The sequence below is a fragment of the Mesorhizobium prunaredense genome (assembly GCF_900156895.1).
GTDB lineage: Bacteria > Pseudomonadota > Alphaproteobacteria > Rhizobiales > Rhizobiaceae > Mesorhizobium > Mesorhizobium prunaredense.
On record NZ_FTPD01000019.1, the window covers coordinates 16,764 to 27,643 of the forward strand.

A 10,880-nucleotide genomic window follows, 5' to 3' on the forward strand; every position below is an offset into this window, starting at 1 on the left:
CTGGAATAAACTTGCAATTGAGGTAGCATGAAAGTCGCCGCACATTAAAAGGGAGGTTCTGCCGTGCCAACCGCCAAACGTACAGATGCTGCATCAACTGCTCCCAAGATCCACCTGATCCAGTCTGACGACACCGAGCCGTCGTTGAAGCTGAAGCCTGGCATGAAGTTCGAAGTTAGGGCTACTACCATCACGGACCCCGAACTGAAGCCGATCAAGAAGGTAGCTTCGCGCCTTTGTGGCGGCACCAATACCTGCTTGGCCCTCGTGGAGCTTTAAGCAGAGCGCGCATCGATGATTTGATGCGGAGACCCAACGATGACGCTCGTGCCATCACGCTACAATTTCGTTGTCCAGGATGATGGCGCTCGCACAGCGCTTTTCAACACCCTCACCGGTGGGCTGATGATGCTAGAAGGGCGCGATGCGATCGAGCTTGGCGCAGTTCTTCTACAGACGGGACTGAGACTGTCTGGGGACGAATTCCCGTCGGATCTCCTGGCTCGCCTTCGAGGCGGGGGATATCTGGTAGCCGAGGCCAGCGACGAGATCGCCGAGATACGCGAGCGCTTCTGGCGCGCCCGTGGAGAGGCCCCTGTCGTGATCACGATCACGACCACAATGGACTGCAATCTGGCCTGCTACTATTGCTATGAGGAGCGCAGTGCCTCTCGGCTGAAAACAGACGATGTGGAGAAGCTTGTAACGCTTGGACTTGACCGTGTTGCCGCTAGTCGGCGCCCGGCCCTGCACGTCGACTGGTACGGAGGCGAGCCTCTGCTCAATCCCGAGTTTATCGAGACAGCCTCGGTAGCTTTGCAGGAGGCTTGTGCTGCCAGGGGAATAGCATACGTGTCCTCAATCATCAGCAATGGAAGCCTGTGGCCCGACGATGTCGAGCGATTCATCACTCGCCACCGCGTGCGACAGGTGCAGATTTCCTTCGACGGCCTTAAGGCTCATCATGACAAACGTCGTCGCTATCGCCGCTTGCATCGCCAGAAAGACGGTGGCGAGCAGCCAAGCTCTTTCGAGCGCGCTGTTGCGCTTGTCGATCGCCTCGTCAAATGCGTTCGCGTCGATGTACGCTACAACACAGATCGTGAGAATCTCGAGGACATGCTGCCCTTCCTCGACTTTGCACGCGACCGCGGCTGGTTCGACGCTGACTTTCCCGCTGTGTTCCAACCGGCCAGGCTTGCAGCATACTCGCAATCTTCGAGCTTCATGCGTCGGCTGGAACTCACCATTGCCGAGTTCGACGACGCGCGCGAGAAGGTGCGCAACAAGCTGAGCGGGGTCGCTTCCGTTGAGGAGTCGGAGATACCGGATGGCTTCCCTTATCCGAAGACGTCCGTGTGCGCGGCCCTGGCAAATAACTCGGCAGTGCTAGGGGCGGAGGGCTCGATTTATCGGTGCGGGCTGCAGGTTGGCGAGCAAGGTCGAGCGGTCGGAAGCCTCCACGATAAGAATGCCCCGCCATCTGCACAATCAGCTAGCCAACTGCCGGGATCGAATGACTCGGAATGGTGGCAAAGCTTTGATCCCACCAAGCAACCAACGTGCTCATCGTGCTCATTCCTCCCGATATGCTGGGGCGGTTGTCCAAAAAAACATCTCGAACAGGACCAGCATGCATTGCGTGAGCAGGGGCGGTACTGGAGGACCAATCTCCCACGTCTCATTGCGCAGGCGGCGGGGTTCGCATCGTCACCGGTGTTGGCGGAGTTCAGCGAAAGCCTGCAATTTAGAATGTCGAACGACAGCGTTGATGGACGTCGCTGCTGAGATCGTGGCTCTGCTGCGAGAGCACTACGTCGACCCACACGCGCTCGAAGCTTGGACAGCAACGGTTAATCCTTCACGGCTCAGCGAGCGCCTTTCTGATATCGGCAGTTCGCATACCCAGCATCTGAAACCCGACCAAATCGACTATTTCCATCTCCTGGACGCCTACTCCGGAATTGCCGAATTCGCGAGAAAAGTCAGGCGCACATTTCCGACGGGTGTCCATTACCCGGGCGTTGGCCTCCTTCCCAGGAAGGGTTCTGGCAACCGTTGGTTTGCATCATCGATCATGCCTCAAAGCGCAGCCGCGCGAGCCGGCGTGCTAGTTGGTGATGAACTGATTGCTGTGAACGGCGCGCCCTATGCGCCAGTCACGCCATTTGCAGGGTTGGAAGGTCGTGAATGCGTACTCGAAATTCGACGAACGGCTGAGGGAGAAAAGCGCCAGCTGACGGCCAAAGTGCAACAGATCCGCCCCCGCACAGAACTGATGCGGTCAACCCGCTCCAATACCCAGAAACTCCGCGCGGCCGATGGGACGACTGTAGGATATGTTCGACCGTGGAGCCTCGCTGGGGACCGCCATTGGCGATTGGTGACGGATGCGGCGATCAATCAACTTTCCGATTGCCAAAGGCTTGTTCTCGACCTGCGCGACGGCGTCGGCGGTGCTTCGCCTGATTTCGCCGAGTTCTTCTTTGGACGAGCACCCGAGCTGAGCTTGCATGCCCGAAGCGGGGCCGCCGTGAGGGTCAACCCGCATTGGCGCAAGCCTGTCGCCCTCCTCGTGGACGGCACGACGCGTAGTGGCAACGAAGTCCTCGCATTTGCGCTCCAGCGGAATGGTGCAATCGTCATCGGGAGCAGAACGGCGGGTGCAGTAGCAGCGGCGCGGCCATTTCTCCTCTCCGATCGATCGTTGTTGCTGGTCGCCACACATCGGGTCGAAGTCGACGGCACTGTTCTCGAAGGCAAGGGGGTCAGCCCTGATATCATCGTCGAGGCACGGCTCGATTACGCTGCCGGGGTGGATCCGGTCTTGCAAGCCGGACTTGCCCTCAATGGTCGCTGATTTTCCGCTCTTGTCTTACCCGAGCTAACGCGAGCCTTGAAAGCTCGCGTCGTGTCTGGTTTGCCAAAGGCGACTTTACGAACTTGACGAATTTATCGAGCTTTGCCATATCTACCTCAACGGAGGTAAGAAACATGGCATCTCCAAAATCGAAGTCTGGTGTACGAACTGGCCCGGGTCGGCGGCGCGCCGGCTTCACGGTCAAGGTGTCCCACACAACTTCTAAGACAGTAGCAGTTCACCCCAAACGATCGGTGAAGGTGCTGTTGCAACAATTTGAGGACGCGGTCGACAGAAGTCGTGCTGCCGGTCGAGCGGTCAGCTTCCGTGTCGATGTCGACCCGGAAGGTGCGACGACCGTGACGCCTGTAGAGGAAATCACCCCCGCCCAGACACGTGTGATGGAAGAGGCTGGGCTCCCTGACCCCGAGCTGCGGGATGCGTTGGCCGCAGCGCGTGCTCGCGGCCGCTTGCGGGCCGCCGAGATCCTCGTTGCCGATGATATGCTGAGTGCCGAGGCATTCGCTGAACTGCTCGGCACGACACGCGTGACGGTGAACACGAAACGGCAGAGCGGTCAGCTTCTGGGCCTCGACGGAGCGAAGCGTGGCTTTCGCTTTCCGGTATGGCAGCTTGACGCTGATGGTAGACCCTATTCCGAACTCGCAGCTCTTCATGAGCGATTGGGAGGCGCTTGGGCGGTTTATCGCTTTCTGGTCCAGCCGCATGGCGAGCTCGACGGATTAACGGGACGCGATGCTCTGGAGCAGGGTAAGACGAAGGCTGCTCTTGAAGTTGCCGAAAGCGTCGGGCCTCCCGCCTAAGGGCTTTGCGGGGTCAAGGCTTCAGATTCATACTGTACCGGCCGGGGTCGGGTTCGGCCGAATTTACATGGATCGTTATCCCGACCCTCTCGGCTTCGGCAAAACGCGAAGCCGATTCAGTGACCCCCGGCGGCGCATTCCTGAAAACAAGTTTGGTGTGCTCTATTTGGGCGAGACCTTGGTCTGTTTTCTGGAAGCAGTGCTTCGTGATCAGCGTGACGGCGTGGTCGGCGATCTGCCCATTGAGGAAAAGGAGATCTATGCGCGCAGGTATGCCGAGATCGAGGCTATCACTCCGCTCAAAATGGTCGATCTCCGTGACGACCGCGCGATTATCATGGGTGTTCCCACCGATGTAGCGAAGGCAGCCAACCAGACTCTAGCGCGGGCCTGGTCAGTGGCATTCCACAACCACACCGAGGCACCGGATGGTATTATCTACCCGTCCCGGCTTAACGGGCACACGAACTTGGCCGTATTCGACCGCGCGATCGTGAAGCTGAGGGCGATCCGGGTGATGCAACTGGTCGGCGCACCAGGATTGGCCACAGTGTTGAACGATCTGCAGGTCAGCATCGTCGAGCCAGATCCATGACTGCTATAAGGTGTTCCAGTCTTTGGTCAACGACGCGAAGTCCCGGCTGGCGTCTCCTGACAGAAAGCGAGCCTCATGTTGGTCGTTCAGGCAAACCTTCGCCATCGCTTGCAAGCTGCCGTTGCGGCTAGCGCCTGCTGAGGGTCGCAATGCGTCGCAAAGCGGACATTTGAGGATAGGTGACTGATCTCCATTGCACCCATAGGTGACCAGCCATAATCATTCTCATCGGGTGCGGGCGATGGGTCGCGGGGAGGCTTTGCGAGAAAACCATGACCACAGTAGTCGAATTGCTTGCTGCCGAACAGGTAACCTTCTGCGTCGACACCAACATCCTCATCGAATTTCAGGCCCTAGCTTCACTCCCCTGGCATGAGCTGGCGCCTGCTGCAACGTCGATCCGCATCATCGTGCCCACCAAGGTCGGTGCCGAGATGGATGAGCACAAGTTCAGCAGCGGCCGACTTCGCAAGCGTGCTGCCGAATTCAGCGACCTGGTCCGCCGGCTCGAGCAGAACAACTACGCCCCCATCAATCTGCGGGACGCTCGTCCGCTGGTGACTTTCGAATTCGGCGCCCTGTTCAAAGCCAAGGATCTGGACGGTGAGCAGTTTGAGCTCACCGATGCCGACAATCGCGTTGTCGCTGAGGTGTTCCGAACGTCGGTTGATGTCCCTGCGCTGGTCTTCATGGCTGACGCTGCGAGGAGCTGCGGCAGAATACCAAATTTACGCTACTGACCCTTGTCGTCGCGGGACGAGTCAGACGTTCAGGGTGCCCTCACGGTTTGGAGCCGGGGTGCTGAGATGGCCAAGAGGGTGTCGCTGACGACACCTCTGCGGTCGACTGCTGGTCCTGATGCAGGGCCATTCCACGCCTATCTGCGCAATCGGGTTGAGCTGGTCCCACATCGGTTCCAGGCATCGCTGCGGCGGGAACTTCAAAGGCCGGCCCCGGCGTGCACCTGCGAAAGCTTAGTACCCAGCTAGGGCGAAAACGGCCCAGCAGTTCAGCGCCGCATGGTTGCGTTCGGGAGCGTGGCGACAGCATCGCTAGCGCGACACGAAATTCACGGACCAAGTTGGAGGGATGATCCTAGCCTGAAAGAATGCTAAGCTGACGTGCGCGGATGCCAATCTTAGCGAGAACCGACATCACGCGACGTGGCCTTTCTGCATATGTCCTCCAGGCCACCATGCCCGCCGCTTAGACCACTCGGTCACTTCCTGAAGACACTTTCCGCATCCACGATGAGGCCGGCGACCGCTTTTGGTCCTACAGTGCCGGTGACGGCGAGGACCCGGAGATCGGGTCGCACCATTGGTTTCTGCACGGCATCTTTGGGTAAATCGGGCTTAAGGAACTCGGTACCTTCAGTCCGGTTGAGGGTATTGGCGCAACGACCAGCATACTTCGACCTCGATGAAGCCAACTATCCTTGGAAACCCGATATCGACAATCGCGCGCACCCGGAACTCCATCGCGCCGGTCGCGGTCGAACAAGCGACTACGGCGCCGTGTAAAATCGGCTGTGTCAGCGCCACACGCGGCCGCTCCAACCAGCTCTACGCGCCAACCTGCGGGGATGTGACCCTCACGGTCGCTTCGGTAGCCGCTTGATCTCAGCTCTCGTCCTCGCCGCCATTGCTTGCGCAGGTCGACTTAGCCAGCAATTCGTCCGGATCGAACTCGCCCCGCCGGGCAGCATCGGGATCACGATAGAGTTCCGCATAGTTGAACGGAACCGCCAACGCCCGCCCCAGCATACGCTGGCCTAATACAACTCTGGCCTCAGACTGTGCGCTGTCAGACGCTTGGAAAGACACGAGCCTGCTCGAAGAAGCCGGAGAAAGAGAGGAGGTGCCGAGTGTCGGGATTTCGCGATCGGACATTAAAGAATACTCCCAGCTATGATGAAAAAACCAGTGTATTAGCGATCATCGACGACGTTAACACCAACCTTTTGGGCACGCAACGGCTGCTCTCTTCGCAGTTCCGCGCTAGCGCTCGCCATAAAATCCTGGTGGCGGAGACCATACTTTGACTTGCCGTCGCCGAACTCGGTCGTACCTGTCAGCAGTTGAACGAAGAGATCGAGCATCGGCACGTCCGGGTTGATTTCCTCAACCCAGAGAAATTGGCCCATCTGGTTGATTTCCAGGAATACCCAGTCGTCGTCAGGCGTCACGATCATGTCGATACAGCCAAACTGCAGCCCCATGCTATCGAGGAGAGCCCGGCAGGCGGTCCTGACGGCCGGCGGAACCTCGATATGCTCGACCCCCAGCTTCGTCGGCGACACGGCGCGCCAGTCCACCTTCGAGGCTTCGAATACCTGCGAATCCAGCCGCACCGCGACCGTAAGATCGCCGAAGCACGTGACCCTCACCTCATAGGCCTTCTCGACATAGCTCTGGAAGATCATCGGGCACGTTTGCAGGAACATGTCTTCCGGCAGGTCATTTGGCGTGACTATGGCGGAACGGGAAACGAAGTCGCCGTCCGCGCCCTTCCACACCGTCGGCGAGAAGGGCTTGGCCAGCCTGCGGCCGCCGGCACTCTCAACGAAACGCCGGATGACCACCGGATCGTTCGACACGACGGTGTCGGGGATGGCAAGCCCGGCCTTCTCGGCCATCATCAGTTGGAACGGCTTACTCTCCGCCCGCTCGGCGGCATAGATCTTGTTTATGCAAGTGCAACTGCGATCGAGAAACGGCAAAAGCCCCTGCACAAACACCTTGCTTTGCGAGGCTGCAATGACGCGATCGGCGGCAGGCAGTTCCGCACTGACGAAATGCTCCCGGATGATGCGCCTATTCCAGAACACGAGATCGGCCCGGTCGGCGTCGAGAGTGAACGAGCCGTCCAGTCCCTCAATGTGAAATCTGGCGCCGCCGGCGTATGAAACGCTGCAGCGCTGAGCCGAGGGAAAGTCGCTCGTCATCCAGCGAAAGCATTCGTGCCCGAGCGACCGCAAGGCCTGGGCCACGATGATCGCGTGGATGTCGTTCGCCGCGGTCGCGATTAGGAAGTTGCTCATTGTGTATGTCCGCTGATCTCGAAGGGCACGACGTGCGACGCGCCTCTCATGCGATCACGCTGACGGTTTCGGCCGCGATCAGGCGCTGCACAAGTTCAATCCTGGCGTCGGGTGCCAACCATTGCGACAGCGAACCGACCGTGACGGCTCTCCCACTGAGGCAGGAAAAGGCAGCCTCTCGACCTGCGTCCGCGATCCGAAGCGTTCCGCCAGCAACGTCGATCACCAGCGAACCATCGGGCTCAACCCTCGTTTTCCGTTGCACCCTGGCGCGAACTTTGGTGAGGTCGGTGATTTCTCTCGCCCGGACGAGTTGATTGAGCAGCCCAACCGTACTATCCGGAAATTGCTCGTCGAATTGCGCCTTGAAGGCCCGCCGCAACGACGCGACATCGACCTCGGAGGCGATCGCCGCCAGCATGTCTTGTACCCCACGGCTGATGTCACCCGGGTCGCAATCGTCGCGCAGAAGATCCAGAGGCAAGCTGGAGCGGTATTTTCTGTCGCGCAACACGCGATTGGAAACCGCCTCAATGAGCGCGTCCGCCCAAGTGAAGAAATAGACACCGAACGTGATGTGGAGCGATGTCGTTCCGGTGGTCGTGCCTTCGTGCGACCACCCACGCGGCATGTAGAGCACATCGCCAGCGCTGAGTTCGGTCTCGATGACTGGATCGCCTGCGGGCTCCAGCCGCGCAGAACTGCCTTGGCTCGCTAGCGGCAGATCGAAGACCGAATCGTAGACGCGCCATCGCTTGGATCCGGCCACTTGCGCCATGAAAACGTCGTGGGTGTCGTAGTGAAGATTGAAGCCTTTCGAGCCGGGAGGTGTGAGATAGACGTTCGCCTGGCACGGCGCGGAGAACTCTCGGGAGAGCTGACCACAAAATTCCGCCAGCGCCGGATGATAGAGGTGAACGCGATTGAGGACGATCGTGGCGCCGCTGTCGAAGAGGCGCAGCGCCTTGCGGCTATCGACCACGCCTCTGCTGGAGAATTCTGAGACGTCGACCGGATTGTTTCCATCCACGCAGAAACACTCGGCGGTTCGATACTTGATCGTCGCGAAAAACCGGTCGATGTCGTCTATGGACAACAAGGCTCGTGTGTCGGCCCTCGGCGAAAGATGCGGCGCCCGCTCGAGCTTCCGCGCGATGAAATTGCTGGTTTCCTGGTGTCCGACGAGCCGGCCGAGGGCTGAAAAACCCTCATCGATCATGTGTGCGCCCTCCTCGCCAAATCGAGCCGAGCGCAAACCTATCCGTGTGCATGCAAACGCCTCTCAATGACCTTGCCGAGACGCAACCGAGAAATGATCTCTTCATATGGGCCCCTCGCATAACGGTTCACCTCTGCAACGAGGCCATCCGAGGCCGTCGACACACGTCGCTGCGGGTACGGCATTCTGCCGTTGCTCTTGGCGTCAAGGGACAGAACCTTATCGACCTTCGACGACACCGGCGCGGCAAGATTGAACAGCGACGCGGCGTCGATGATAGTCGAGCCTGAGAGGTTGTCGTGTCGAACGATTGCGTCGAACGATGACAAGTTCTCGGCAATGATGGCGAGGTAATTGCCGACGACCCGCGCGGCATATTCTTCGTCCGACACTTCCGCGACAGAGTTCGGTCCGCCGGGTATGACGCCGGCCAGATATGCGCCTTTGGCCGCATCCTGTTTCAACCCCATCCATCCTCCTCCACGAAGGCTGGCCTGGGCGATCTCGAGCGGATCCCTGATCACCGCAAGACATGGGACTTCCGGCCATATTCGCTTAATCTCGGCAAGACTGTGGAGACTGGAACTCGTGAGTTTCAGGACGACATTCTCGTCGCTGCCACTTCGGCACCGCCCCAGACACCACACTGCCGTCTTCACGGCTAGCGTATCGAGGTCTCTTGCTTCGCTCACCGTCTCCAGCACGGGGTCGAGCAGAGTGCGCCAAAGATATTGTGTCAGCGGCCAATATTCCGAGACGACCTGGGTGTTGTCGCAACATTTGAGACCGTTGGCGACGGCTGTCGATCCACATCTGGAAGTATGAAAGATCAGACCTGCTGGACGATAGTCGAAAGATGGGCCGGCTCTATCTGAAAAGACATCGGGCTTGGCGTATATTATGTCCTGCTGGGTTTCAGAATGGACCCGATCGATCGTCTGCAGAAAGAACGCCTCCGAGAAGGAAACCCCTCCGCAATAGAGCCACGCAATCCTATCCAGTTGCGCGCACGTCGATTCGGAGCGCCACGAGAGATCGAACGGCACCCATCCGATAAGGTCGGACATAGCCGCCGCGCTCATCGGATGGCTGCGACTTGAGCGTGCCGCCGCACGGGCACGCCCGCGCACAAACGGCAAGGAACGATCCGGTGGTGCCTGCAGCGCCTGACGGCCAACATCGCGCGGCTCTCAGCGTCGCTGCGTATCCTATTTCTCGTACATCGCCGCTACGACCACCCCGTCCTTGGTCGCGCCGACTCCTGCAACCATGGTCGAATCCTTGGAGGAAACGAGCCCAGGACCTTTCCCGAAGCTGAAGCTCTGGATCTCCATATCCTTGATGCCGTGCTTGGCGAGCAGGGCATTCATGTCTACAGCGAGGGCCGGAACCTTCCTGGCGTAAACGGCGCACAACGTCTGTTCCGACTTACTCTTTTCGGTGTTCTCGATAAGCTCCATGGCGAACTCCCAAATGCGGGTTCTTCAAATACTTCGTTCGGCGCTTCTCGTGATGATCTACGGGAGTTAGCCGCTCTTTTCGTACCGACTGATCGCTACTTCGCGCTTGCTCCAGTCGAATGGTTATATCGAGCTCCAGTCTCTTTCGCGGACAGGTGATTGTCAAGTTCGAACCAGGTCAACTCGCTCGATCATAACCGTCTCAACTTGAATGCCGCCCGCTGCGCTTAAGGAAAAACATTCGAGACGACCGGTTATCATCGATTGCCAAACCAGCACGACAGCCTTCGCTTTGGCTCTGACTTCTGACGGATAGCCCCGAACTTATGGACGCCGGCGCCGCCCGCGAAAGACCCCGCAGCCGTTGGATACGCCGATCGATCTGACTAACGCTGACGGGTCAGTGGCTGATGACTGGTTTGCGAGTGCCTACGGCTATGCATTTTCGGTGAGGAGGAAGACGCGTGTCACGCAGACACGGCCTCTCGCGCATCGCCGCCTCCCAGCTGTCATTCCGATTTCAGTCCCATTCCAGGCGCTGCTTGAAAGTCAACTGCCCCAAGGTCAGCTTTTGTCAGACGGACACCGAAAGCTGTCAGTCGGGATTCGTGAAGAGTTTCGGGCGCCGGCCGGCGTACGAAAGTCCCCGAGGAAGGAACCCGCGGGCCACAGGCGATGGCTATGGGGATTTCGGATTTCGGCAGATGTCGGCGATGGCGCGACCGCCGTCGAGGAGCTCTGGGGTGAATGCGGACAGACCGCTTCGTAGCGCCTCCGCGCGGTGTTGTCCGAACGGTGGGCGGCTGGGCGCGGCTCTGTCGGAGTCGATAATCACCATAGACGTGCGTCGATCTATTGCCGGAGGCTGAGTGCCTGCAG

Annotated in this window: 11 protein-coding genes; 6 read left to right on the forward strand and 5 right to left on the reverse strand. The window is 59.2% G+C overall.

Annotation, left to right across the window (positions count from 1 at the left end; all coding sequences use genetic code 11):
* The first annotated feature begins 63 nt into the window (after positions 1–63).
* The 6 genes from BQ8794_RS15830 (at position 64) to BQ8794_RS15855 (ending at position 5,019) form a co-directional block, all read left to right on the forward strand.
* On the forward strand, positions 64–279 hold the full coding sequence (locus BQ8794_RS15830; protein ID WP_077379164.1) for a hypothetical protein: 216 nt from the start codon (positions 64–66) through the stop codon (positions 277–279).
* A gap of 39 nt (positions 280–318) precedes the next feature.
* Entirely contained in the window at positions 319–1,788 is a 1,470-nt protein-coding gene (locus BQ8794_RS15835; RefSeq protein ID WP_077379166.1) for a radical SAM/SPASM domain-containing protein, read from the forward strand.
* The gene (locus BQ8794_RS15840) at positions 1,772–2,860 is read left to right on the forward strand and encodes a S41 family peptidase (protein WP_167378757.1); all 1,089 of its coding nucleotides are present in this window, start codon (positions 1,772–1,774) and stop codon (positions 2,858–2,860) included. Before BQ8794_RS15835 ends, BQ8794_RS15840 begins: the two co-directional genes overlap by 17 nt.
* A 134-nt stretch (positions 2,861–2,994) precedes the next feature.
* The gene (locus tag BQ8794_RS15845; protein WP_143744586.1) at positions 2,995–3,684 is read left to right on the forward strand and encodes an XRE family transcriptional regulator; all 690 of its coding nucleotides are present in this window, start codon (positions 2,995–2,997) and stop codon (positions 3,682–3,684) included.
* Positions 3,617–4,279, forward strand: a complete 663-nt coding sequence (locus BQ8794_RS15850; RefSeq protein ID WP_077379171.1) for an RES family NAD+ phosphorylase — start codon at positions 3,617–3,619, stop codon at positions 4,277–4,279. The genes BQ8794_RS15845 and BQ8794_RS15850 overlap by 68 nt, the downstream gene beginning before the upstream one ends.
* 272 nt (positions 4,280–4,551) lie before the next feature.
* Positions 4,552–5,019: a PIN domain-containing protein gene (locus BQ8794_RS15855; protein WP_077379173.1), complete on the forward strand. Its 468-nt coding sequence runs from the start codon at positions 4,552–4,554 to the stop codon at positions 5,017–5,019.
* Positions 5,020–5,901: 882 nt separating this feature from the next.
* On the opposite strand, the gene BQ8794_RS34810 is transcribed toward BQ8794_RS15855, so the two are convergent.
* The 5 genes from BQ8794_RS34810 to BQ8794_RS15875 form a co-directional block, all read right to left on the reverse strand.
* Complete coding sequence (locus BQ8794_RS34810) at positions 5,902–6,171, reverse strand: hypothetical protein (RefSeq protein ID WP_143744587.1); 270 nt, start codon at positions 6,169–6,171, stop codon at positions 5,902–5,904.
* A 38-nt stretch (positions 6,172–6,209) separates the two neighbouring features.
* Positions 6,210–7,322 carry a hypothetical protein gene (locus tag BQ8794_RS15860; RefSeq protein ID WP_077379175.1) on the reverse strand — a complete coding sequence of 371 codons (1,113 nt, stop codon included), beginning with the start codon at positions 7,320–7,322 and terminating at the stop codon, positions 6,210–6,212.
* Between the two features lie 46 nt (positions 7,323–7,368).
* Entirely contained in the window at positions 7,369–8,541 is a 1,173-nt protein-coding gene (locus BQ8794_RS15865) for a cupin domain-containing protein (RefSeq protein ID WP_077379178.1), read from the reverse strand.
* Between the two features lie 38 nt (positions 8,542–8,579).
* Positions 8,580–9,608 (reverse strand): hypothetical protein, encoded by a 1,029-nt coding sequence (locus BQ8794_RS15870; protein WP_143744588.1) that lies wholly within the window; start codon positions 9,606–9,608, stop codon positions 8,580–8,582.
* Positions 9,609–9,749: 141 nt separating this feature from the next.
* Positions 9,750–10,001 (reverse strand): hypothetical protein, encoded by a 252-nt coding sequence (locus BQ8794_RS15875; protein ID WP_077379182.1) that lies wholly within the window; start codon positions 9,999–10,001, stop codon positions 9,750–9,752.
* Positions 10,002–10,880: the final 879 nt, after the last annotated feature.

Excerpts from the sequence above, each read along its gene's own strand:
- BQ8794_RS15835 (WP_077379166.1), top strand. The coding sequence starts at position 319 with ATGACGCTCGTGCCATCACGCTACAATTTCGTTGTCCAGGATGATGGC.
- BQ8794_RS15850 (WP_077379171.1), top strand. The coding sequence starts at position 3,617 with ATGCTCTGGAGCAGGGTAAGACGAAGGCTGCTCTTGAAGTTGCCGAAA.
- BQ8794_RS34810 (WP_143744587.1), bottom strand. The coding sequence starts at position 6,171 with ATGTCCGATCGCGAAATCCCGACACTCGGCACCTCCTCTCTTTCTCCG.
- BQ8794_RS15870 (WP_143744588.1), bottom strand. The coding sequence starts at position 9,608 with ATGTCCGACCTTATCGGATGGGTGCCGTTCGATCTCTCGTGGCGCTCC.
- BQ8794_RS15840 (WP_167378757.1), top strand. The coding sequence starts at position 1,772 with ATGGACGTCGCTGCTGAGATCGTGGCTCTGCTGCGAGAGCACTACGTC.
- BQ8794_RS15860 (WP_077379175.1), bottom strand. The coding sequence starts at position 7,322 with ATGAGCAACTTCCTAATCGCGACCGCGGCGAACGACATCCACGCGATC.
- BQ8794_RS15865 (WP_077379178.1), bottom strand. The coding sequence starts at position 8,541 with ATGATCGATGAGGGTTTTTCAGCCCTCGGCCGGCTCGTCGGACACCAG.
- BQ8794_RS15875 (WP_077379182.1), bottom strand. The coding sequence starts at position 10,001 with ATGGAGCTTATCGAGAACACCGAAAAGAGTAAGTCGGAACAGACGTTG.
- BQ8794_RS15845 (WP_143744586.1), top strand. The coding sequence starts at position 2,995 with ATGGCATCTCCAAAATCGAAGTCTGGTGTACGAACTGGCCCGGGTCGG.
- BQ8794_RS15855 (WP_077379173.1), top strand. The coding sequence starts at position 4,552 with ATGACCACAGTAGTCGAATTGCTTGCTGCCGAACAGGTAACCTTCTGC.